Origin of the sequence: Micromonospora sp. NPDC050397, from assembly GCF_044901685.1 — a bacterium.
In the GTDB taxonomy this organism is placed as follows: Bacteria; Actinomycetota; Actinomycetes; order Mycobacteriales; family Micromonosporaceae; genus Micromonospora_G.
On the sequence record NZ_JBJDPS010000014.1, the window covers coordinates 108,101 to 130,851 of the forward strand.

Here is a 22,751-nt window from a genome sequence, read left to right on the forward strand (position 1 = left end):
CTGAATGCGATAACAAGGGGCCCTTCCTTTCGGGCGGCATGTTTGGCGGGCGTTGGGGAAGAAGACCGCTCGTGTACCAGACGGCCTCCCACACCGCCGCGCCGCGCCCGCCGCGCCCACGACGGCTGCTGCTACCCGCCGTGATCATCCTGGTCCTGGTCGCGATCGCGCTGGTGGTGGTCCAACCGCTCTGGCACGACCCGCCCCGGCCAAAGGCCACCCCCACACTGCCCGCCACCACCCGGATCCCCGGCCCGGCACCGGAACTGCCGTGGCCCTCCACCGGTCAGGCCGCGGTTTCCGTCGACGGGGTCGGCGACCTGGGCAGCCACGGCGCACCGACGCCGGTGGCGATCGGCAGCGTGGCCAAGGTGATGACCGCGTACGTGGTGCTGACCGACCGACCGTTGCGGGTCGGCGAGCCGGGGCCCAGCCTCACCGTCAGCAACGAGCAGGCCGGGGCGTACCCGGCCGAGCAGGCGCGCGGCGAGTCGCTGGTCGAGGTCGTCGCGGGGGCGCGTTTCACCCAGCGGGAGGCGTTGCAGGCGGTGCTGCTGCCGTCGGCGAACAACATGGCCCGGATCCTCGCCGCCTGGGACGCCGGCAGCGTGGCCGCGTTCGTCGCCAAGATGAACGCGATGGCGACCGGCCTGGGCATGCGGAACACCCGGTACACCGACCCGGCCGGGCTCGCCCCGGACACCGTCAGCACCGCCGTCGACCAGGTGATCCTGACCCGCAGGGCGATGGCCCTGCCGGCGTTCGCGGAGATCGTCGCCCAGTCGAAGGCGACCCTGCCGGTGGCCGGCACGGTGAACAACTACAACGACCTGCTCGGCCGGGACGGCGTGGTCGGGGTCAAGACCGGCTCCACCGACCAGGCCGGCGGCTGCTTTGTCTTCGCCGCCGCGACGAGGGTCGGCGGTGCCGAGTTCCTGGTCGTCGGCGCGGTGCTCGGCCAGCCGGGCAAGGACACCCCGGCCCAGCTCCGGTCGGTGTTCGCGGCGACGACGCCGCTGGTCCGCGCGGTGTCGGCCGCGCTCGGCCGGCACACGGTGGTGCCGGCCGGGCAGGAGGTGGCGACCGTACGCGGGCCGCTCGACGACCGCGCCAGCCTGCGCGCCGGGCACGACCTCGAAGTGATCGGCTGGCCCGGCCTCGAAGTGCGGCTCGGCGCCGAGCTCCCGCCCGTGCCGAGGCAGGTCACGGCCGGTGCCGAACACGGCCGGGTGGTCGCCACCGTCGGCGCCCAGCCACCGGTCGGTACGCCGCTGCGCGCGGACCAGCCGCTGGAGTCGCCCGGGGTCTGGGACCGGCTGACCCGGGCCGACACCTAACCCACGGGGGCGGCGAACAGGTCGCGCTGGAACATCAGGGTGTCGATCCAGCGGTCGTGCTTGAACCCGACCGACCTCAGCCGGCCGACCTCGACAAAGCCGTGCCGGCGGTGCAGCGCGATCGAGGGCTCCCCACCTTCGGTGATCATCGCGACGACCTGCCGCTTCCCGGCGGCGACGCAACCGTCCAGGACGGCACGCAGCAGCAGCGACCCGAGTCCCCGCCCGGTCCGGTCGGGTGCGAGGTAGACGGTGTCCTCGACCGAGTGCCGGTACGCCGGCTTCGGCCGGAACTGGCTCGCGTACCCGAAACCGGCCACCTCCCCGGCCGCCTCGACCACCAGGAACGGCAGCCCGGCCGCGCGCAGCGCCTCGGCCCTGTGGCGCCAGTCGGTCACACTCGGCGCGACCTCGTCGAAGGTGACCACGGTCTCGGTGACGTAGTGGGCGTAGATCTCCGCGACCGCGTCACAGTCTTCCGGCGTGATCGGACGCACCAGCACCGCCGTGCCCGGCATCGGTGGGATTCCTCTCCGTGGCGCCGGCGCCGACCGCCAGGTGATGCTGGATCTGTCCGTGACGGAACTGGTAGACGGCACCGGACTGGCGCAGGACCCCCCGGTGGTAGGCGTCCTCGAAGAAGGTGATCGTACGCCAGGGCAACCGGCCGGTGACCGGCAACCAGAACCGGGCCAGGATCAGCCAGCGGCCCCAGGCGCTGCCCAGCAGGGCACCGAGCAGCCCGCCCAGCAGGCCACCGAGCAGGCCGACGGTGATCCCGCCGAGGTAGCCGATGGTGAACGCGAAGACCAGCCCGAAGAGCAGGAGTTGGAGGACGGTGTTGCGGCGGTCGGCGGCGAGCAGCCCGATCGGGTTCACCGAGGTGCGTACGTCGATCGGGGCGGTGAACTCCCCGAAGCCGAAGACGAGCAGGACCGCCAGCCCGATCGCGATGCCGACGAGCAACCCGGCCGGCATGCCGGCCTCGCGGCCGAAGGCGAGGGTGAAGAGCAGACCGAGCACCACCCGTACCACCAGACCGATGGCGAGCCCGACGGCCAGCCACATGATCAGGCCACGCAGTACGGCGCGGCCCCGGCCACGCAGGCGCAACTGGGTACGGGACGGTTCCGGGCGCTCCCCGGCGAGCCCGAGCGCGAGCCCCACCGCCAACCCGACCGACAGCCCGACGGAGAGTCCGAAGGTGAGCCCCACGGTGAGCCCACCCAGCACCCCGACCGCCAGCCCGTGCGAGAGACCGAAGAGGACCCCGCGCAGTACGTTCCGCTCCGAACTGCGGACCCGTACCTGGCCCAGCGACGAGTCCGGTTCCTCCTCGATCGCCAACCCGTAGGTGAGACCGAAGACGACCAGGAAGATCGGGCCGGCGACGAGTCCGTAGGTGAGCCCGATGACAAAGCCGCCGGCCAGGCCGAAGGCGACCCCGGCGACCAGCCCGTACGTCAGCCCGCGCAGCGCGTTGCGGAGCAGGCTGCGCACGCGTACCTGGGTCCGGGTGGGCTTGGGACCCTCGACCGCCAGCCCGAAGGCGATCCCGCCCATGATCCCGAAGGCGAGCGCGAACGCCAGCCCGGCCACGATGCCCGCGACGATGCCGAACGCGACCCCGCCCAGCACCCCGTACGCCACGATCCGGGACGGGCGGCTGATCGTGCTGCCCAGTTGCCACCAGGCCAGGTCCCGGGTGTCCAGCGCGTCGAGATGGCCGGCCAGGTGGCCCAGCCACCGCCGGACCTGGTCCAGCTCCCAGTGCTGGTAACGGTGGCCGGCGGAGATCCGGTCGATGGTCGGCTGCTGGTAGACCGCCGGGACGAACGCCACGAAGAGGTGCTCGCGTACCGCTTCCGGGGTCGGGAACCGGCTCGGGTCCAGCAGCTCGCCGGGGTCGCGGCTCGCGGCCTCGCTGTAGATCGACCGGGCCAGGGCGACGATCAGCGGGCTGTCCAGGGCGGTGATCAGTGTCGCCGCGTGCGGGTCGTCCCGGTGCTCGCCGATCCAGCGGAAGAACGGGTCCCAGACCGTGCTGACCCCACCGCTGGCGTCGTGTGTCTTGCCGGTGGTCCGGGGCAGGTAACCGACCAGGTCCGCGAGTTCCAGCGGGAGCAGTTCGATCGCGGCGGCGGCGCGCAGTTCCCCACTGGCCTTGACGGCGGCGACGTACTCCTCCGGGCGGCTGGTGAGCAGCATCGGCATGCCGGTCTTGTTGAGCGCCCTGAGCGCGTCCCGGTGCAGTCCGTCGGAGATCTCGTCGAAACCGTCCAGCACCGGAAGGATGCGGCCGGCTTCGACCAGGGCGGCGGCGAGGCTCGACGCCTGCTCACCGGGGAGGCCGGCGGTGTCGAGCGGGGCCGCCAGGCCGGGATAGTCCCGGATGAGCTGGTGCACCAGCCAGTCACCGAAGTACATCGTGCTCGGGTCCCACGAGCCCAAGCTGAAGATCACCGGGATCGGCGCGCCCGGGTCCCGCTGGTCGATCAGGCCGAGCACGAACCGCATGGTGAGGATCGTCTTGCCGGAGCCGGCGGCGCCGAGCACGACCAGCCGGCCGGAGGGAATGCGCTGGAAGACCTCGACTATCTCACCGAGTTGGCTGGCCAGTTCCAACGGCCTCGGGTCGCTGCCCGGCGGTGCCCGGTGGATGTTGGCCCAGTGGTCCATCAGGTGCTCGTCGGCGAGCCGCCACCGTACGGCGAGCGGAAACGGGTCGTTGATCCGGCGTTGGTCCTCCTCCCGCCGCCAGAGCGTGCCGACCGCGTCGACGAGTTGTTCCATCGCCTCGCCGAGGGCGACCGGGCGCCCGAGCGGCCGGGTCTGCTCGCTGGCCTGGGCCCGACTGCCCTCGATCACGGCGACCAGCACCAGCAGTACGACAACGACGACCCAGATCCACGGCTTCCAGGACTTCGGCACCTCGATACTGCCGGTGGCGACATTGCCGAACAGGGCGAGCAGCGAGGCGGGAACCCCGACGATGGTCACGAGCGATACCCGCAACCGGCGCCTTCTTGTCACCGTGGGACCCCTTGCGCTCCGCGTGCACCGATGAACGACACATCCGATCGAGCGGTGTCGCTGACCGGCCGCCCGATGGTCTGAGTACGAAGATACGAGGGGTGTCGATGCGCTCACACCGCTAATGTGGACAGATATTTGCTGGTCACGGTTTCACGTTCCGCACACCCGGTTCCGCCGGTGAGCCGATCGGTGTCCGCCGACTCCGACGATCGGCGTAACACCGACCACATAACGACGGACGCCGACCACACAATGACGGACATCGACGCCACGGGAGCCGGTCGTAGCCCTCAACCATGACCGCCGGGGAGCCGGCGAACCGCTGCTGCTGATCCACGGGATCGGTGGCGACTGGCGGGTGTGGCAGCCGGTCCTGGACCGGCTGGCGGCACACCGCGAAACGATCGCGATCGACCTGCCCGGCTACGGCGACTCTCCCCGGGAACTGATCGGACCGGGGCCCGGCGACGGGTCCGCCGCCGGAATCGGACCGGGGCCCGGCGACGGGTCCGCCGCCGGAATCGGGCCGCTGGCGGGCGCGGTCGAGCGGTTCCTCGACCAGCTCGGTCTGCCGACCGCGCACCTGGCCGGCAACTCGATGGGCGGCTGGCTGGCACTCGAACTCGCCCGGCGCGGTCGGGCCCGTACCGTCACCGTGCTCTCACCGGCCGGCTTCTACGACAACCCGGAGGCCGCCTTCCTGCGGGCGTCGCTGCGGCTCACCGCGCGCGTCTCCCGGAAGCTGGCGCCGGACGCCGACCGGGTGATGGCCAGCCGGTTGCGCCGTACGCTCCTCTGCGCCCAGTTCTTCGGGCGGTCGTGGTTGCTGACCGCCCCGGAGGCAGCGCACATGTTGCGGGCCTTCGCCTCGTCCCCGGGCCTCGACGCCGACCTGGCCGCCATCGCCGAGGCACGCTTCGCCGGCCACCTGGACCTGGATGTCCCGGTCACGATCGGCTGGGGTCGACGCGATCGGCTGCTCCTGCCCCGGCAGGCGCGTCGCGCGCGCCGGGCGATCCCCGGATCCCGGCTGGTGCGCCTGCCCGGGGTCGGTCACATACCGACCTTCGACGATCCGGAACTCGTCGCCGACCTGCTGCTCGTCGGCAGCCGGCCGCTCTCCTGACCGGGGCGGGGCGGCCGGCTGTCCCGGCTACAGGTCGGACGGGTCAGTGTTCGCGCCGCAGAGCAGCACCGCCACCCGCTCCCCCGGCTCCGGGCGGTAGGCACCGGACAGCAGCGCGGCGTACGCGGCCGAGGCGCCGTGTTCGACCGCTGTCCGCCACCCGTCCCAGAGCCGCCGCCGCGCGGCGACCAGGTCGTCGTCGGAGACGAGTACGCTCCGTACCCCGGTCCTGCAAGCGACCTCGTACGCGATCTCGCCGATCCGCCGCGCGCCGAGCGAGTCCGCCGCGATCCCCGACACCGGTACGTCGACCGGCCCGCCCTCGGCGAGCGCGGTGTGCAGCGTGGGGATGGTGACGGGTTCGACCCCGACGACCCGGGCGACTCCCTCGGTGGCGGCGGCGACGCCCGCCATCAACCCGCCCCCGCCGACCGCGACCAGGATGGTGTCGACCCGGCCGTCGAGCTGTTCGACCAGTTCAGTGCCGATCGTGCCGGCACCGGCGACGATCTCCGGCTGGTCGTACGCGTGACAGTGGACCGCCCCGGTGTCGGCCACCGCCTTCTGCGCCGCCTCGTACGCCTCGGCGTACTCGTTGCCGTGCTGGACCACGGTGGCGCCGTACGCCCGCAGCTTCGCCACCTTCACCGCCGAGGCGATCAACGGCACGAACACGGTCGCCGGTACGCCCAGCGCCCGCGCCGCGTACGCGTTGGCCAGCCCGGCGTTGCCGCCGGAGGCGACCACGATGCCGACCGCCGGGTCGAGTTCGCCCGACTCGCGCGCGGCGAGCACCCGGTTGACCGCCCCGCGCGCCTTGAACGTGCCGGTGTGCTGTAGGAACTCGCACTTGAACCAGCCCGGCCCGCCGGGCTCGTCCGGACCGATCTCGATCACCGGGGTACGCCGCACGTGCCCGGCGATCCGGGCCGCCGCCGCGTCGATGTCTGCTCGTTGGACCATGCCCAGCAGTCTCCCCCCGTGCCCGGGTCCCGACCAGAGAAGGTAATCAGGGCCACGCGTCAAAGCTCGGGGGCGCTTTGTCAACATGAATCCTGGCGGAACGGACCCAATCGAAAATGGCATTTGCCTTGCTTGATGACGTGTACTTCAATGCCTTCTGGTTCCGCGCGGACGACGCGGAACGCACGGGGAGGAAGTACATTTTGATCGGACATCGCGTACGTCGGGCGGCGGTCTCGCTGCTCGCACTCTCGGTGGTGACGAGCGGTATCGCCGTCATCGGCGCCACCGCCCCGGCAGCCGCCGCGCCGCACTGGCAACGGCCACCGTCGCTGCAGGTCGGCCACACCGACTCGGCCACGCCGAAGACGGCCTACCCGAACGACCACCAACAGCACATGCCGCTCGGGACCTGGCTCGACGAGGCCGGCGCGGTGCACACCTCCAGGGTCTATGCCACCTTCGACATCAGCATGTTCGAGGGAACGAAGATCTACGACGGTGACCTGTTCATCCGGGAGAGCAGCGCCGCCGACTGTTCGAAGCGGGCGATCGAGGTCTGGCGCACCAAGCCCGTCGTCGGCATTCCCACCTGGAACCGGGCACCGGCACCGCTGGTCAAGACCGACGAGATCCTCACCCCCGAGTTCTGCCCGACCGCCTCGATCACCTTCGAGGTGGCGGACGCGGTACGGGACGCGGTGCAGAAGCGCCAGCGTTACGTCACGTTCGAGATCCGGGTGCCCGAGCAGTACGAGACCGACCCGAGCTACGGCCGCCGACTCAACTGGTACAACTCGGTGAGCATCAGCATTCAGGCGAACGCGCTGCCGACCGTGGACAGCGAGCACCTCTACAACGGCGGCTTCGCGTGCACCACGCTCAAGCCGTACCCACGGCTCGGCTACTTCGGCAGCCTGCTCCAGGCCGTCGGCTCGGACGCGGACGAGCAGGACGCGGGAAACATCCGCACCACGGTGGCGATCTGGCCCACCGGCAAGCCCGAGAACCGCGTCGAGTTCACCGGCGAGAACGGCATCTCCGGCCGGGCGAACTCGGTCAGCCTGCCCGAGGGCACGCTTGTCGACGGCACCTCGTACGTCTGGCAGGCCCGGACCGGCGACGGCGCCGACGTGTCGGCGTGGTCGAAGAAGTGCTACTTCACCTACGACCGGACCAACCCGTCCAGTCCGACGGTCAGCTCGTCGAACTACCCCCGGCTGGAGACCGGGGTGGATGCTCCGGTGGGTGAGCCGGGCATCTTCACCTTCTCCGGTGACGGCAAGAAGGATGTCGCCGGGTTCGCCTATTCCTGGCAGGAGTTCGGGGTCAACGGCTGCCAGTACGGCGGTGACCACGGGCAACTGGTCTGCCGGGACCCCTTCGACAGTCCCGGTACCGTTCGGGCAGCCACCCCGGGTGGCTCCGCGACGGTCACCCTGAGCCCACCGCGCTCCGGGGGGCAGCGACTCTACGTCCGCTCGATCGACCTGGCCGGAAACGCCTCGCCGGTGGTGACGTACGAGGTCCGCGTTCCCTACTCCACGCCGACCGTCACCTCGGTCGGCGGTCCGCCAGTCTGGAACGAGCCGGTGCAGCTCAGGTTCGCGCCCGCGAACGGGGTCACCGCCACCGAGTACGAGTACACGCTGGACGGCGGCGAGCCCCAGACGGTCCAGGCAAACGAGGACGGGTTCGGCCACCTGCTGTTCCACGCCTCGGACGTCAACGGCCACCATGTGAAGGTCCGCAGCCACAGCAGCAACGGCTTCGTCTCGGACGAGGCGAACTGGTGGGCCTCCTTCGATCCGGGACCCGGCGTCCGGTCCGACGTCTACGGGTCGAGTTGGGAGCCGGTCGGCGGCGTGGGTGTTCCGGGTGAGTTCGTCTTCTCGCCCCCGCCGGGCTGGACCGACACCGCCACCTACCAGTACCGCTTCGGCGGCGGCGAGCCGATCCAGGTGCCGGCCGGTCCGGACGGCCGGGCGACGATCGCCTGGACGCCGACCGAGAGCGGCCCCATGAGTCTGGTCGTATACGCGATCAGCTCCGACGGCACGTACAGCGAGTACCCGACCCTCCACTCCTTCGAGGTCGCCGCAACGCCCTGAGCACCCGATCGACAATCACGATCGTGAAGAGTTCGGCCGGCTGCGACCGGCCGAACTCTTCACGATCAAGGGGACAGCACGCAAAAATGGCCAGCGTCTCCGCTGGCCATTTTTGTTGCGGTGGAGTTGAGGGGATTCGAACCCCTGACCCCCTCGATGCGAACGAGGTGCGCTACCAGGCTGCGCCACAACCCCTCGCCCGACTCGCGCCGGGCGATCGACCCGCCGTCCGAATCTCAACGGCGAACCGGCGCCAAGGCTAACAGGTGCGGCACCCGGGGGGCGAATCCACCCCCGGCGCGCCGGCTCGACCGACCCGTACCGGGCGAGATCCGGGCCGACCCGGGTCAGGCGGAGTGTGTGCCCCGGCCCGCCTCGTACGGGCGACCGCGCAGGCCACCGGAGCGGCGGTAGGAGACCGAGCCCCGGGTCCGGCCACCCGAGGCCGCGGCGGGCAGGTCGTCCGGGCGGTCCAGCCCCATCGCAGCGCGCCGGACCGCCTCGCGTTGGGCCGCCAGCCGGCGCTGCGCCTCCCGTCGGGCCGCCGCGCGGCGGGCCTGCTCGCGACGTACCTCGGCCTGCCGGGCGGCCAGCCAGGCCGCCTCGCGGGCCTGCGCGCGGCGGCGTCGGCGTCCGGCGATGGCCCGGTTGCGCAGGTGTACGACGTACGCGACGAGCAGTGTGCCGGTGACCGCGAAGCTGATCCAGAAGCCGGGGCTGACCGCCACGACACCGATCAGCTCGGCCAGGTTGAGCAGGAGCAGGGCGGCGAAGACCCGGCGGCGGCGGTAGACGGCCGGGGTGTGGCGCTGGGTCCGCGGCCGGCGTCGCGGTCGCGCCCCGGACCGGGGTACGGCACGCAGCCGGCTCGCCCGGCGCCCGGTCGCAGGCGGGGCGGAGACCGGGTCGGGCAACCCGTAGACCGGGTTCTCCGCCCGGGACTCACCGCGCAGAGTAACCGTAAGAACACGGGACGGGTTCACCGGCTGTCGTCCGGGGACAGTGCGGCGTCGCCGCCGGCGCTGAAGCACCCGCGCCGTCGACTGCGCCCGCTCCGCCACCAGCCGCTCCGTGGCGTCGTACCGGCGAACGAGCGCTGGCGCGAAGGCGAGCAGACCGGCGGCGGCGAGGACGGCGAGGAGCACCGAGGCCGGCACCCTCACCCCTCCCGTCACCCAAGTCGGGCAACCGTGGCGACCGCCGGGCACCCGCCGAGCTGGCCGGGTCACCGATGACCACCGGACGGTTACCGCACATCCAGTTACTTCAGGTTACGGGCGGTGCACCAGGATCAACGCGCGCCGCGCCGATCACGTCCAGTCACGGATGATCAAGAAGCGACCGTACGCAGCCGGTGCCAGCGGGCCAGCAGACCACCCTCGGCCGCGACCTCCTCGCTGGTCATGGCGTACCCGATGTGGTCCCGCCAGGCGCCGTCGATGTGCATGTAACGCGGGTGGTACGCCTCCTCGCGGAAGCCGAGCTTCTCCACCACCCGGCGCGAGGGGCCGTTCTCCGGCCGGATGTTGACCTCGATCCGGTGCAGCCCACCGGGGCCGAAGGCGTGGTCGGTGACGAGCGCCAGAGCGGTCGGCATCAGGCCCCGGCCAGCCACCCGGGCGTCGATCCAGTAACCGACGTACGCCGAACAGAACGCCCGCCGCACGATGTTGCCCAGGTTGATGTGCCCGACCAGCCGCTCCCGCCCGTGCTCACGCAGGCAGACCGCGAACGGCATGCTCTCGCCCCGCCGGGCCGACCGGCGCTGGTCGCGGTGGACGTAGCGGAACGCGACCGGCGAGTTGAGCTGGTCCCAACCACCCGCGGGCGCGGTCTCCCAGGGGGCCAGCCAGGACTGGTTCGCCCGCCGGACCTCCGACCAGGCGACCGCGTCACCCCGCTTGTACGGCCGCAGCACCACCGGACCGTCGGCGAGCACCACCGGCCAGCCCGGTGTCCCGAGCAGGCTCATCGGCGCCGGTCCAGCAGCAGCACGTCCACCGTGGAACCGGCCGCCGCCGTGGTCACCCGCTCGCCGAGCACCAGCAGTCCGTTCGCCTCGGCCAGCCCGGCCAGGGTGTGCGGGCCGCCACGCAGCGGCTGGACGGTGTAACCGCCGCCCCGCCGCTCGGCGACGTGTGCCGGACGGAACTCGCGCAGGCCGCCGGGAGACGAGACGGTCTCCAGCAGATGGGCACGCACGCTGGGCCGGAACACCGGCTCGGCACCGGCGAGCAACTGGATCGCCGGGCGGGCCAGCATCTCGAAGCCGATCAACGCCGCCCCGGGTTCACCTGGCAGACAGACCACCGGTACCTCCTCGGCACCGACCGTACCGAATCCGAGGGCGCTTCCGGGGTACAGGGCCACCTCGGTGAAGGTCACCGGCCCGGCCCGACCGCCGTCCCGCCGGGACAGGATGCGCCGCACCATGTCCCCGGGACCGGTGCCGGTGCCACCGGTGGTGATGATCAGGTCCGCCCGCAGGGTCTGGTCCTCCAGCAGCCCACGTAGCCCCTCGGGGTCGTCGTCACAGATCCCGACCCGGTACGCCAGCGCGCCCACCTCGGCCGCGGCGGCGGTCAGCGCGTGCGAGTTGGTGTCCACCACCTGGCCGGGCTGGCTGCCCCGGCCCACCTCCACCAACTCGTCCCCGGTCGCCACGATCACCACCCGGGGGCTGGGTCGGACCACCACGTGCCCGATCCCGGTGGCGGCGAAGACGGCGACCAGGGCCGGGGAGACGTACGCGCCCGAACGGGCGAGCAGGGTGCCGGCCTGGAGCTCCTCGCCGGCCCGACGCAGCCCGTACCCGCGCTTGGGGACCCGGAAGATCTCCACCGCCGCCATGCCCTGGTCGGTCCACTCGACCGGCACCACCACGTCGGCCGCGATCGGCAGCGGCGACCCGGCCGCGACCGAGAAGCACGAGCCCGGGGTGAGCCGGACCGGACGCCAGCTCGCCGCCCCGAGGTCACCGACGACGTTGAGCCGCACCGGGCGGGTGTCGCCGGGTCGGCCGCCGGACAGGCGGGGGCCGGACGGGCCGAACCCGCCCCGTCCGGCCCCCGCGAGGTCGTCCCAGCGGGCCGCGTACCCGTCGATCGCGGCCTGGTCGAACGCCGGGTACGCGTGCGGCGCGACCACGTCCTCGGCGAGGACGTTGCCGTACGCCTGGGTCAGGTCGAGGTCGAGCGGGGGCAGCGCTCGCAACCTGCGCAGCGTGCTGCCCAGGTATTCGGCGAGCGGCGTCAGCTCGTTAGCGGCCGCCTCGGCATCGGCCGTGGCTGTCATGTATTGCGCCCGCCGAACTTCTCCGAGTTGACGAAGTCGCCCAGCCACTCCCGGAACTCCTGGCCCAGGTCGTCGCGCTGGGCGGCGAGCTGCACCACGGCCTGGAGGTAGCCCAGGGGCATGCCGGTGTCGAACCGGGTGCCCCGGTAGACGATCGCGTGCACCGGCGTCCCCTCGTCGAGCAGGGTCGCCATCGCGTCGGTGAGCTGGATCTCGCCGCCGCTGCCCGGCCCGGTACGCCGGATCGCCTCGAAGATCCTGCCGGGCAGGATGTAGCGGCCGAGGACGGCGAGGTTGCTCGGCGCGTCGGCCGGCTCCGGCTTCTCCACCAGCCCGGTCACCCGGACCACCTCGCCGAGGTCGGTCAGCTCCGGCTCGGCCGGAGCCACCGAGGCGATGCCGTACCGCTTGGTCTCCTCGGGCTTGACCTCCATGAAGGCGAGCACGATGCCGTTGGTGCGGGCCTGAAGGTCGAGCATGGCCGGCAGCAGCGGCTCGGAGAGGTCGACGAACTCGTCCCCGAGCAGCACCGCGAACGGCGCGTCGGTGCCCACGTGCGACTCGGCGCAGCCGACCGCGTGCCCCAGCCCGAGCGGCTCGTGCTGCCGGGAGGTGAAGATCTCGACCAGCTCACTGGGCTTGCGTACCGCTTCGAGCCGCTTCTGGTCGCCCTTCTTCTCCAGGTGCGCCTCCAGCGACGGCGAGCGGTCGAAGTGATCCACCATGGAGGTCTTGCCCCGACCGGTGACCAGCAGGACATCCCGGATACCGGCCGCGGCGGCCTCCTCGATGATGTACTGCAGAACCGGACGGTCCACCACCGGCAGCAGTTCCTTGGGAACCGCCTTGGTCGCGGGCAGGAACCTGGTGGCCAGTCCGGCCGCGGGGATCACCGCTTTGACCGCCCGCCCGGGGGTCGCGTTCGAGGTCGTTCCTGGGGACGCTGAATGCTCCGACATGCCGCGAGACTATCGGCCACGGACCTGGCGCGGCGGGTGCGGCCCGGAAGACGCGCCGCCATCGCCCGGACCAGGGTGTCCACCGGCCCGGGGCAGTCCGTCGTCGGGTGTCGCCGCACCGGCCGGTACGGCGATCTCCTCGACCACGGGTCGGTCGTCGACCGCCGCCATCCGGTGGGTGTCCCGTCCGGCCGCCTTCGCCGCGTAGAGCGCACCGTCGGCGGCGTCCAGCATCCGTACGGCGGTGGTGGCGTGCTGCGGGTAGACGGCGATGCCGATCGACACGGTCACCGGGATCAGCGCGCGCGGCCCGGCCGGGACGGCGCCCGCCGGTCCGGGGATCGTGATCGGTGTGTCCCGGATCGCCGCGCCGAGCCGTTCGGCCAGCGTCACCGCGCCGCGCGCGTCGGTCTCCGGCAGCAGCAGGACGAACTCCTCGCCGCCCTGCCGGAAGGCGAGGTCGACTTCCCGGATGACCCCCCGGATGCGACGGGCGAACTCGGTCAGCACGACGTCCCCGGCGGCGTGCCCGTACGTGTCGTTGACCTCCTTGAAGCGGTCCAGGTCGAGTACGAGCAGGCTGATCGTGCGACCGAACCGGCTGGCCCGCTCGACCTCCCGTCGGACCGACTCCTTCAGGTACCGGTAGTTCCACAGGCCGGTGAGCGGGTCGGTGAGGGAGAGCCGCTGCGCCTCCTCGTGCATCCGTACGTTGTCCACCGCCACCGCCGCATGGCAGGCGAAGCTGCGCAGGGTCACCAGGTCGGTGTCGTCGAAGTCGTCGCTGCCGTGCCGGTCGTAGAGGGCCAGCACCCCCAACGCACCACCGGCCGGAGGTTCCACCAGCGGGTACGGCACACCGGGCGAGCCCTGCGGCGGTCCGGCCGAGCCGGGCGCGGCGAACGGCACCGCGACGTACGTCAGGCAGTCGGGCTCGAACCGGGAGCGGGGTGGCCCGTCCCGGCCGATCCGACCGCGCGACGGCTCACCGGTCGCCGCGACGGTGCCGAGCAGGCCGCCGCCGAGCGGGATCCGCAGCACGGCCGGGTCCGTCGCGGCCGGACCGGCCAGCCCCTCGCCGCACTGGCCGACCAGGGTCCGGGTCCCGGGGTCGAGCAGGAGCAGCACGCCGGCCCGGGCCCCGGTGGCGACCAACGCGGTCTGGAGGATCACCTGGAGGATCCGGTGCAGGTCGTGGGTGCTGGCCAGGGTGTCGCCGAGCAGCGCCAACTGGTTGCGGAGCTGGTCCCGGCTGGTGGTCAGGGCGTGTACGTAGGACTGGGTCTCCCGGGTCATCCGGTTGAAGGTGCGGGCGAGCCGACCCACCTCGTCCGGCCGGCTCACCGGCACCCGGGCGGTCAGGTCCCCGTCGGCGACCCGGTCCACGGCGAGCGCGAGTTCGGTCAGCGGGCGGGTGGTCGAGCGGGCCAGCCGCCAGGCGGCGAGTACGGCGAGCAGCCCGGCCAGCAGCACCGCACCGGCCAGGACGGCGTAGATGCGCTGCGACGGGTTCGGCGGCACCGAGAGGACCAGCGCGAGCGGCTGGCCGGGTGCGGGGCCGACCCGGCGCACGTACCGGCCGGTGTCGGTCTCGCCGACCGCGTCGCCCCGGAGGTGGTGGGCGGCGAGCAGGACCGCGTCCCGGCTGCCGGTCTGCTCGGTGCTGTGCATGGCCGTACTCGGTCCCGGCTCGCCCCGGCAGAGGGTGACGGCGGCGCCGGTCGCCGCCGCGAGCCGGGCGACAAAACCGGGGTCGACCACCTGGGCCGCCCAGACCGTGCCGATCGCGCCGCCGCTCGGGTCGCGCAGGTCCACCCGTACCGCCAGGGCCCGGACCGGACCGGTGACCGGATAGCCGCCGGCGCACTCGGCCCAGGGCGCGGGCGGCGCGGTCGGGGTGAGCAGGGTGTCGGCCCCGGCGGCGTCGGTGACCCGGACCGCGACGGCCAGGCCACGGGCGATCACCTGGCGCGCGGCGGCGTCCCGGGCGGCGCTCCCGGCGGAGACCGCGACGGCGTCGGCCGCCGCGTACAACTGCTGACAGAGGGCGGTGACCGAGGTACGCACGGTGGCGGCGGCCAGGTCGAGCCGCTCCCGGGACCGATGGTCGTTGAGCACGGCGACGGTTCCACCGGCGAAGAAGGCGCCGAGCAGCAGCGGGCCGAGCACGACGGCGAGGAAGGCGATGGTCAGCCGTCCGCGCAGCGTCACTTGTTCCCCCGGGAAGTTCCGCGTTGGCTGCTGCGATGCTGACACAGCCCACGTAAGGAAACTGGAGTTACCGCAGGAGCGTTACGTGCCGGATTTTTCGGATGAAGCGGAAGTGACGGGCGAGGTACCCGGGGAGAAGGTCGCGCTCCGGGCCGTCCTGCTCGCCCGCCGCCGGGCGCTGCCGGCCCCGGAGCGGACCGTCGCCGCCGGCCGGATCCAGGCCGAGCTGACCAACCTGGTACGTCGACTCCGCCCGCGCCGGATCACCGCGTACGTGCCGGTCGGGTCGGAACCGGGCGGACCGGACCTGCCCGATCGGCTGCTCGACGCGCTCGGGCCAACCGGTGACCTGCTGCTCCCGGTGCTCCGCCCGGACCTGGACCTGGACTGGGCCCACCACGGCGGCGGCGTCCTGGTCCCGGCCGGGCGGGGCCTACGGGAGCCCGTCGGCGACCGCCTCGGTACGGCCGCCGTCGGCACCGCCGACCTGGTGATCGTGCCGGCGGTGGCGGTCGACCGGCGCGGCGTCCGGCTGGGGCGGGGCGGTGGTTCGTACGACCGGGCGTTGGCCCGGGTCGCGCCGGACACCCTGACCCTGGCCCTGCTCCACGACGGCGAGCTGGTCGACCGGGTCCCGGCACAGCCCCACGACCGCCCGGTAGCGGCCGTGATCACCCCGTCCGGCGGACTGCGACCGCTTCCCGCCGGCTGATCCGGGCGGGTCCGGCCGACCGCCGTCGGTCTGGGTGGTGGGCTCGTGGGGGGACGGGCGTCACGCCGGACACTTCGGGTGGACGAGAATGGGTCCGATGACGCACCATTGGCACTCGAATACGGCGAGTGCCAAACGAAAAGCAAGATCCGGAGGAGACCGTGCCCACGTACCAGTACGCCTGCACCGCGTGTGGCCAGCAGCTCGAGGCGGTGCAGTCGTTCAGCGACGCACCGCTGACCGAGTGCCCGGCCTGCCAGGGGCGGCTGCGCAAGGTGTTCAACTCGGTCGGCATCGTCTTCAAGGGCTCGGGCTTCTACCGCACCGACTCCCGCTCGAACGGGTCGGAGGGCTCCACCGGAGGCAGCTCCGTCGCGGCCAAGTCGGAGTCGTCGTCGGGTAACGGCTCGGGCGGTTCCTCGTCGACCTCGTCGAGTTCCTCGACCGGTTCGACCTCGTCCGGCTCCGGCGGCAGCGCCACCAGCACCGGCTCCGGCAGCGGGTCCGGTACGACGAAGTCGACCGCGAGCACCAGCAGCTCGTCCGGCAGCGCCGCGTAACAGATCCACACCCTCGGCCGGGGGTTCTCCACAGCCCGCCGAGTTCTCCACAGGTGGAATGCCGGGCGGCACCCGCCCGGCCCCATCCCGCCTAGCCTCCTGCCCACCGGACCGCGCCCGAGTCGTGGCGCCCCGGTCGACTGGAGGCGGTAGGCATGGCGATCCGATCCGGGCCGGCACGACGGTCGTCGTCACTCTCCCCGTCCCGCTGGCCGACCCCACCTCGCCGGGGCACGGTGCTCCGGCTGGGCCTGGCCGCCGGGCTGCTCTCCCTCGCCGCCGCGACGCTCTACCTGCGGGAACCGCCGCCGGCCTGTCCCGCCGCACCACGGCCGGTTCCTCCGGCCGCCGGACCGACCGGTCCGGGATCACCCGGGACGCCGGTCGCGGCGGGGACCCGGTTGCCGCTGCCGTCGGGAATGGTCGGGGTGCCGGTCCGGCTGGCCGAGCCGGCCGCCCTGACCGTCGTACGCCCCGGTGCCCGGGTCGACCTGCTGGTCGTACCGACCGGGGGCGCCGCCGGGCCGGGTCGGGCGGCCGACAGCCCACCGATCGCCGCCCACGCCCTGGTGCTCGACGTGCTCGGCACCACCGACGCCGCGGTGGAGGGGAGCGCGCTCTACCTGGCCCTGCCGCCGGAACAGGCACGGCGCACGGTCGCACTGCCGGACGGCACCCGGTTCGCCATCCTGGTCCGGGAATAGCGTGGCAGCGCCGACGGGGCGTCGGGGTCGGCCCGGCCGGCACCGGTCAGGGTGGGTTAGTCCCAGTGCGGCGGGCGGTCGGCGAGCAGCCGTTCGTCGTTGGAGCCCGAACGCTCACCCCAGCCGCGATCGGTGTCGTCCACCGACTGCTCGGGAATCACCACGAAGTCGTCGTCACCGAGATCAACAGTGCGCTCGCTGTCCAGCCCCGGACCGACCGGCCGTGGCTCGTCCACCCTCTTCACGCTCAGTAGCCTACCCACCGGAACGGGCCCCCGCCCCGCCGCTCGACGCCGCGCGGATCGCGGGGCCTTCGTCCGGGCCGGTTTCCCGATGGCTCGGGTAGCGTCGGACGCCGTGACCTCCCCCAGCGACGAAGCCACCGACGACAGCTTCTGGCGGCGGCCGACCGAGCCGTCCACCTCGCAGCCACCGACGGCGGCCACGGCACCCACGGCCGGAGCCGGCACACCGACGTCGGCCACGGGCGAGCCGCCGGCAACACCGTCCACGGTCGACGCGCCGACCGGACCGCCGGTCCAACCGGCGCACGTGCCGGACGTGACGAGGCCGTACGTCCCGTGGGCGCCGCAGTCGCCGACGCCCGGGACGCCGGTGGTGTCACCGGGGGCAGGCACCTATCCCGGCCCGCCGCAGAGCGCCACCCCGCCGCCGGGATGGCGCCCTCCGGTCCACGTACAGCCTGCCCCACCGCGCCCGCTGCCCGGTCAGGACATGCCCACCCTGGACGCGGCGGAGGCGAGCGCCCGGACACTCACGTACGGCGTCGGGCTGGTCGCCGGGGCGGTGCTGCTCGTGGTGATGTGCCTGCTCTGCTCCCGGATCCTGTTCTGATCCCCGGGTCCCCGACGGATCGGGCGCAGCGTGGCTCAGAGCACGCCGGTCCAGACGACCTGGGCACCTGAGTCGCCGGTCAGGAAGACGTAGACGGCGGAGAGCACACCGAACACGACCACCAGGCCGGTGAAGACCGGAGCGAGCCAGCTCGGCACCTTGCCGCTGGCCCGGGCGCTGGTGGACCAGAGCATCAGTCCGGCCGTGACGCCGAGCCCGAGGGTGAACCAGAACAGCAGGTCGCCGTAGCCCTGGTGCTCGGCGAGCTGCTCGAGAATCGGCGGCGGGTAACCCTTCGCGGTCAGGACCTCCAGCAGTTCCGCGCCGGAGAGCTTGGCGACGAGGGAGGCCGCGGGCGCGGCCACGGCGAGGGCGGCCACCGCCCAACCGATCCTCGCCCGGAACCGGGGCAGCACCCCGTATCCGATCGCGAGCAGCACCAGCAGCGGCACGAACACGACGGCGGCGTGCACCACCAGCGGGTGCACGGGGAGGCCCATGATTTCCCTGAACACGACAACCTCCTCGACGGCTGACCCGGAGCGCGAGTCAGGGTACGGAACATCGACCGGGAACGGTATCCCTAACAGTCGTACACGAAGGCAGAGCCGGTACGGTTCACCGTGGTTCCCAACTCGCCGCCGATCCGGTCTGCACGGGTGTGCCGCGTACCACCGTGGGTTCCGGGCGCTTGATGGCTCCGCGTACGCGTGCTGTTATTGGTCGATGACGGGCGAGGAGATGCTGCGGGCGAAGGGCCTGCGGGTCACCCGGCCGCGCCTCGCCGTGCTGGAGGTCCTCGCCGACGGCGGCCACCTCGAGGTCGAGGAGATCGTGCGACGGGTCCGTGGCCGTCTCGACTCGGTCTCCGTACAGGCGGTCTACGACGTGCTCGGAGCGCTGGCCCGGGCCGGTCTGTCCCGACGGATCGAACCAGCCGGCAGCCCGGCACGGTACGAGTCGCGTACCGGTGACAACCATCACCACCTCGTCTGCCGTGGCTGTGGCGAGATCAGCGACGTCGACTGCGTACACGGATCGGCACCCTGCCTGGACCCGGCCGACTCGAACGGCTTCGAGGTGGACGAGGCCGAGGTGACCTTCTGGGGCCTCTGCCCGAACTGCCAGCAGCGCCGGACCGCCGACCGGTAGGACTCGGCGACACCTGACCTCCGGCGACCGGACGGTACGGCGGCGGCACCGGTGGCACCCTTGGCTGATGGAACGGCAGAGCGTGGAGCCGGGCGGCGCTCCGTGGGAACCGGACGACGGCCTCGGGCTCTTCGGTCCCGCCTCGGTGACCTGGAAGGTGCACCGGGAGCCGATCCTCCTCGTCGCCGGCCTGCGCTCGCTCTACCTCCAGGCCCTGCACCCGCGTGCGGTCGCGGCGGTGGCGCAGAACAGCAACTTCAAGTCCGACCCGTGGGGCCGGCTGCAACGCACCGCCCGGTACGTCGCGACCACGATCTACGGCACCACCGCCGAGGCGGAGGCGGCCGGACGACGGCTCACCGCCCTGCACGCCCGGATGCGCGCCCGGGACCCGGACACCGGGCAGGAGTTCCGGATCGACGCCCCCGACCTGCTGCGCTGGGTGCACGTCGCCGAGGTGGAGTCGTTCGTCAGCACCGCCCGCCGGGCCGGACTGCGGTTGTCCGACGCCGAGACCGACGCCTACTACGACGAGCAGCGGCGGGTGGCCGCCCTGGTGGGCCTCGACCCGGAGACGGTTCCCGGCAACGCGCGGGCCGTGGAGGAGTACTACTCACGGGTCCGGCCCGAACTGCGGATGACCCGGGACGCGGCGGAGACCGCGTTCTTCCTCACCGCGCCGCCGATCCCGTGGAAGCTGAGCCGAGCGGCGTACCTGGGTCTCAACCTCGGCCCGGCCCGGTTCGCCTACCTCGGGGTCGCCGGCATGGCGTTCGGCCTGCTGCCATCCTGGGCCCGACGGCTCTACGGCGGTCTCGGGCTGCCGAGCACGGGACACTCCGCCGCGCTCAGCGCCCGGACCCTGCGCCTGGCGCTGGGCGCCATCCCGCGCCGCTACCTCGAAGGACCGATCTACCAGGCGGCCCAGGCCCGTGCCGCCCGGCTCGGCCCGCCCCGCTAGTCCCCGGTCGACCGCCCGCCGTTCCTCGGCCCGGGGCGCTATTGCTCGGTCCGGGGCGGCGCCGGTTCCGCCGGGGCCAGGGTACGTTCGACCGCCGCCCAGGGGTCCTTGACCGGTGCACCCGCCCCGCCCGGGCAGGTACGCCGGAAGTCGCACCAGGCACAGCCCGGCCCCGGGGCCACCGGGAACGCCTCGTCCGGGTCGGCGCCGTCGGTGACCGCCCGTTCGGCGGCCATGATGTCGCGGGCGGTCGCCTCGGCCCGGCCGACCTGGCGGGCGATCGACTCCGGGGTGTGGTCGAACGCGGCCACCGTCCCGCTCGGCAGGTGGTGCAGTTCGACCCGGTAGCACGGACGCCGGAAGACCCGCTCGGCCGCGTACGCGTAGAGGGCGAGGGCCTGCGACCCGCGCGCGTCGTCGACGTCCAGCCCGGTACGGCCCGTCTTGTAGTCGACGATCACCGCTTCCGGGCCGTTCGGGCCGGGGCGCGAGTCGATCCGGTCGGCCCGACCGTTGAACGCCAGTACGGCGGTCTTCGCCGCGACCACCCGTTCCACGCCGAGCGGCTCGGCCCCCGGCTCCAGTGTCTCCACATAGGATTCGAGCCACCGCAGGGCGCGACGGTACGCCGCCCGCTCCTGCTCGCCGTCGCGGTATCCCTCGCCGACCCAGGTGCCCTTGAGCAGCACCGGCAGCGCCTCCGGTTGGCGTTTTGGCTCCGCCAGGGCATACCAGTTGCGCAGCGCCGTGTGCACGCTGGCGCCGAGTGAGTTGTGCGCCCAGGGCGGACCCTTGACCGGCGTCGGCCGGTCGACGTAGGAGTAGCGGTAACGGCGCGGGCAGTCGGTGTAGCTGCCGAGCTTGCTCGGGGTGCAGACAAAGAGCCGCTCCGGCATCCCGTCGAAGCCCAACTGTTCCGGCTGGTTGCCTCGGGGTCGTGGGGTCCGGTTACCGGGGGAGGTCGGTCTGCGCACGGTGCAGATCCTCCCATCCGGCACCGACATCCCGGTCGATACCCGCCGTCCGCGCCGCTACCGCACCGGTCAACCCCGCTCGAAGAGCATGACGAAGGCGCTCACCGCACCGGTCAACCCTGCTGGAAGACCTTGACGAAGGCGCTCACCGCGTCGGCGATGAGCTGGACCGCGATCGCGGCGAGCAGCAGACCCGCGATGCGGGTGAGCACCTCGATGCCGCTGGGCCGGAGCACCCGGACGATGCCGCCGGAGAACCGCAGGGTGAGCCAGACCGCGACCATCACCGCGACGATGCCGACCGCGATGGCCAGTTGGTCGGAGAACCCGTCGGCACCCTGCACGAAGAGCATGGTCGCGACGATGGCACCCGGTCCGGCGAGCAGCGGGGTGCCGAGCGGGACCAGCGCGATGTTCGACGTGGTCTGCTGACCCGGATCGTCGGCCTTGCCGGTGAGCAGTTCCAACGCGACCAGGACCAGCAGCAGGCCGCCGGCGCCCTGCAGGGCCGGGAGGGAGACGTGCAGGTACTCCAGGATCGTCTGACCGGCGACCGCGAAGATCACGATCACTCCGAGGGCGAGTGTCACCGCCTGCCGCGCCGCCCGGTTCCGGTCCCGGGCCGCCAGCGGTCCGGTCAGGGCGAGGAAGATCGGCACCATACCCGGCGGGTCCATGATGACCAGCAGGGTGACGAACACCTCCACGAAGAGTTTCAGATCCACGCGGTCACGGTAGTGGGCAGGGGGCCCGGCACCATCTCCACGGGACACGGCGGCGACCAGCATCACCCTCGGCGGCGGTGACGAAGCAGTCAGCGCTTCCGCTATCGGGACGAAGCAACCAGACGTCAGCTCGGACGCCGGGCGGACGCCTATCCGGCGACGGAGATCAGCGGTACGCCGCTCGCCTCCGCCACGATCCGCTCGTACGCCGAGACCGACGTGGTGAACGCGCCCAGCCGTACCGTCTTGTGCTCGCCGTGGAAGTCCGACGACCCGGTGACCACCAGGCCCAGCTCGGCGGCGAGCCGGCGGACCTGCGCCCGCTCGTCCGGCGAGTGGTCCTCGTGGTCGGCCTCCAGCCCGAACAGTCCGGCGGCGGCCATCTCGGCGATCAGCGCGTCCGGCACCACCGGGCCACGCCGGCTCGCCCTGGGGTGGGCGAAGACCGGCACCCCGCCCGCCTCGCGGACCAGCCGGATCGCGTGGAAGACGTCCAGGTCCTCCTTGGGTGCCCGGTAACGCCAGCCGAGCCACCTCGGCTCGAACGCCTCGCTGGTGCTGCCCACCAGCCCGGCCCGGATCAGCGCCTGGGCGATGTGCGGCCGTCCGACCGTACCCCCGGCGGCGCGGGCCTGGATGTCGGACCAGTCCACGTCGATCCCGTCGGCCCGCAACGACTCGACGATCCGCTCGGCGCGTATCTCCCGGGCGAGCCGGATCCGGGCCAGTTCGCCGACCAGTTCGGGTGACTCCGGGTCGAAGAGGTAGGCGAGCAGGTGCAGGGCGATTGAGGGCTGGGTGCCGTACCAGCGGCAGGAGAGTTCGGCCCCGCGCAGCAGGGTCAGTCCCGGTGGCAGCGCCGTGGCTGCCGGGGCCCAACCGGCGGTGGTGTCGTGGTCGGTGATCGCGACCACGTCGAGACCGGCCCGGGCCGCCGCCCGTACGAGTTCCGCCGGGCTGAGCGTGCCGTCACTGGCGGTCGAGTGGGCGTGCAGGTCGATCCGGGGGTCCGGACCGGGCACGGGTGGGAAGGGCGGCACGGACGATGTCACTGGTACGAGGCTACCGGCC

At 72.7% G+C, this 22,751-nt stretch carries 22 protein-coding genes and 1 tRNA gene; 8 read left to right on the forward strand and 15 right to left on the reverse strand.

What is annotated here, in order from left to right:
- The first annotated feature begins 71 nt into the window (after nt 1-71).
- Nucleotides 72-1,337 carry a D-alanyl-D-alanine carboxypeptidase family protein gene (locus ACI2K4_RS30185; RefSeq protein ID WP_404516250.1) on the forward strand — a complete coding sequence of 422 codons (1,266 nt, stop codon included), beginning with the start codon at nt 72-74 and terminating at the stop codon, nt 1,335-1,337.
- Here the strand turns inward: ACI2K4_RS30185 and ACI2K4_RS30190 are convergent.
- A complete protein-coding gene (locus ACI2K4_RS30190) occupies nt 1,334-1,855 on the reverse strand; it encodes a GNAT family N-acetyltransferase (protein WP_404516251.1) in 522 nt (173 codons plus the stop codon). The genes ACI2K4_RS30185 and ACI2K4_RS30190 overlap by 4 nt on opposite strands.
- The gene (locus tag ACI2K4_RS30195) at nt 1,806-4,352 is read right to left on the reverse strand and encodes an NACHT domain-containing protein (protein WP_404516252.1); all 2,547 of its coding nucleotides are present in this window, start codon (nt 4,350-4,352) and stop codon (nt 1,806-1,808) included. The genes ACI2K4_RS30190 and ACI2K4_RS30195 overlap by 50 nt, the downstream gene beginning before the upstream one ends.
- 352 nt (nt 4,353-4,704) lie before the next feature.
- On the opposite strand from ACI2K4_RS30195, the gene ACI2K4_RS30200 reads away from it, so the two are divergent.
- A complete protein-coding gene (locus ACI2K4_RS30200; protein ID WP_404516290.1) occupies nt 4,705-5,499 on the forward strand; it encodes an alpha/beta fold hydrolase in 795 nt (264 codons plus the stop codon).
- A gap of 27 nt (nt 5,500-5,526) precedes the next feature.
- On the opposite strand, the gene ACI2K4_RS30205 is transcribed toward ACI2K4_RS30200, so the two are convergent.
- Nucleotides 5,527-6,462, reverse strand: coding sequence for a threonine/serine dehydratase (locus tag ACI2K4_RS30205; RefSeq protein ID WP_404516253.1), 936 nt, complete (start codon nt 6,460-6,462; stop codon nt 5,527-5,529).
- A gap of 203 nt (nt 6,463-6,665) precedes the next feature.
- Here ACI2K4_RS30205 and ACI2K4_RS30210 point away from each other — a divergent pair, with 203 nt between their 5' ends.
- Nucleotides 6,666-8,573 (forward strand): hypothetical protein, encoded by a 1,908-nt coding sequence (locus tag ACI2K4_RS30210; protein WP_404516255.1) that lies wholly within the window; start codon nt 6,666-6,668, stop codon nt 8,571-8,573.
- A 121-nt stretch (nt 8,574-8,694) separates the two neighbouring features.
- Here ACI2K4_RS30210 and ACI2K4_RS30215 read toward each other — a convergent pair.
- The 6 genes from ACI2K4_RS30215 to ACI2K4_RS30240 form a co-directional block, all read right to left on the reverse strand.
- Nucleotides 8,695-8,768 (reverse strand) — tRNA-Ala (locus ACI2K4_RS30215).
- Nucleotides 8,769-8,920: 152 nt separating this feature from the next.
- Nucleotides 8,921-9,736, reverse strand: coding sequence for a hypothetical protein (locus ACI2K4_RS30220; protein WP_404516256.1), 816 nt, complete (start codon nt 9,734-9,736; stop codon nt 8,921-8,923).
- A gap of 167 nt (nt 9,737-9,903) precedes the next feature.
- Nucleotides 9,904-10,545, reverse strand: coding sequence for a GNAT family N-acetyltransferase (locus tag ACI2K4_RS30225; RefSeq protein ID WP_404516257.1), 642 nt, complete (start codon nt 10,543-10,545; stop codon nt 9,904-9,906).
- Complete coding sequence (glp, locus tag ACI2K4_RS30230) at nt 10,542-11,867, reverse strand: gephyrin-like molybdotransferase Glp (RefSeq protein ID WP_404516259.1); 1,326 nt, start codon at nt 11,865-11,867, stop codon at nt 10,542-10,544. Before glp ends, ACI2K4_RS30225 begins: the two co-directional genes overlap by 4 nt.
- Nucleotides 11,864-12,826: a UTP--glucose-1-phosphate uridylyltransferase gene (locus tag ACI2K4_RS30235; RefSeq protein WP_404516260.1), complete on the reverse strand. Its 963-nt coding sequence runs from the start codon at nt 12,824-12,826 to the stop codon at nt 11,864-11,866. Before ACI2K4_RS30235 ends, glp begins: the two co-directional genes overlap by 4 nt.
- 9 nt (nt 12,827-12,835) lie before the next feature.
- Nucleotides 12,836-15,037, reverse strand: a complete 2,202-nt coding sequence (locus ACI2K4_RS30240) for a diguanylate cyclase (RefSeq protein ID WP_404516262.1) — start codon at nt 15,035-15,037, stop codon at nt 12,836-12,838.
- An 85-nt stretch (nt 15,038-15,122) separates the two neighbouring features.
- Between ACI2K4_RS30240 and ACI2K4_RS30245 the strand changes: the two genes are divergently transcribed.
- Nucleotides 15,123-15,749, forward strand: a complete 627-nt coding sequence (locus ACI2K4_RS30245; protein ID WP_404516263.1) for a 5-formyltetrahydrofolate cyclo-ligase — start codon at nt 15,123-15,125, stop codon at nt 15,747-15,749.
- A gap of 316 nt (nt 15,750-16,065) precedes the next feature.
- Here ACI2K4_RS30245 and ACI2K4_RS30250 read toward each other — a convergent pair whose 3' ends face one another.
- Complete coding sequence (locus tag ACI2K4_RS30250; protein ID WP_404516293.1) at nt 16,066-16,341, reverse strand: hypothetical protein; 276 nt, start codon at nt 16,339-16,341, stop codon at nt 16,066-16,068.
- A 123-nt stretch (nt 16,342-16,464) separates the two neighbouring features.
- On the opposite strand from ACI2K4_RS30250, the gene ACI2K4_RS30255 reads away from it, so the two are divergent.
- Entirely contained in the window at nt 16,465-17,013 is a 549-nt protein-coding gene (locus ACI2K4_RS30255; protein WP_404516264.1) for a flagellar biosynthesis protein FlgA, read from the forward strand.
- A 56-nt stretch (nt 17,014-17,069) separates the two neighbouring features.
- On the opposite strand, the gene ACI2K4_RS30260 is transcribed toward ACI2K4_RS30255, so the two are convergent.
- On the reverse strand, nt 17,070-17,249 hold the full coding sequence (locus tag ACI2K4_RS30260) for a hypothetical protein (RefSeq protein ID WP_404516291.1): 180 nt from the start codon (nt 17,247-17,249) through the stop codon (nt 17,070-17,072).
- A 121-nt stretch (nt 17,250-17,370) separates the two neighbouring features.
- Between ACI2K4_RS30260 and ACI2K4_RS30265 the strand changes: the two genes are divergently transcribed.
- Complete coding sequence (locus tag ACI2K4_RS30265; RefSeq protein ID WP_404516265.1) at nt 17,371-17,868, forward strand: hypothetical protein; 498 nt, start codon at nt 17,371-17,373, stop codon at nt 17,866-17,868.
- A gap of 35 nt (nt 17,869-17,903) precedes the next feature.
- Here ACI2K4_RS30265 and ACI2K4_RS30270 read toward each other — a convergent pair whose 3' ends face one another.
- Nucleotides 17,904-18,383 carry a DUF2231 domain-containing protein gene (locus ACI2K4_RS30270; RefSeq protein ID WP_404516266.1) on the reverse strand — a complete coding sequence of 160 codons (480 nt, stop codon included), beginning with the start codon at nt 18,381-18,383 and terminating at the stop codon, nt 17,904-17,906.
- A 211-nt stretch (nt 18,384-18,594) separates the two neighbouring features.
- Between ACI2K4_RS30270 and ACI2K4_RS30275 the strand changes: the two genes are divergently transcribed.
- Complete coding sequence (locus ACI2K4_RS30275; RefSeq protein WP_404516268.1) at nt 18,595-19,020, forward strand: Fur family transcriptional regulator; 426 nt, start codon at nt 18,595-18,597, stop codon at nt 19,018-19,020.
- Nucleotides 19,021-19,087: 67 nt separating this feature from the next.
- Nucleotides 19,088-19,981, forward strand: a complete 894-nt coding sequence (locus tag ACI2K4_RS30280) for an oxygenase MpaB family protein (RefSeq protein ID WP_404516270.1) — start codon at nt 19,088-19,090, stop codon at nt 19,979-19,981.
- A 38-nt stretch (nt 19,982-20,019) separates the two neighbouring features.
- Here the strand turns inward: ACI2K4_RS30280 and ACI2K4_RS30285 are convergent, their stop codons facing one another.
- The 3 genes from ACI2K4_RS30285 to ACI2K4_RS30295 form a co-directional block, all read right to left on the reverse strand.
- Complete coding sequence (locus ACI2K4_RS30285) at nt 20,020-20,877, reverse strand: RecB family exonuclease (RefSeq protein ID WP_404516292.1); 858 nt, start codon at nt 20,875-20,877, stop codon at nt 20,020-20,022.
- Between the two features lie 191 nt (nt 20,878-21,068).
- Complete coding sequence (locus tag ACI2K4_RS30290) at nt 21,069-21,680, reverse strand: MarC family protein (protein ID WP_404516271.1); 612 nt, start codon at nt 21,678-21,680, stop codon at nt 21,069-21,071.
- 149 nt (nt 21,681-21,829) lie between these two features.
- Complete coding sequence (locus tag ACI2K4_RS30295) at nt 21,830-22,732, reverse strand: PHP domain-containing protein (RefSeq protein ID WP_404516272.1); 903 nt, start codon at nt 22,730-22,732, stop codon at nt 21,830-21,832.
- Nucleotides 22,733-22,751: the final 19 nt, after the last annotated feature.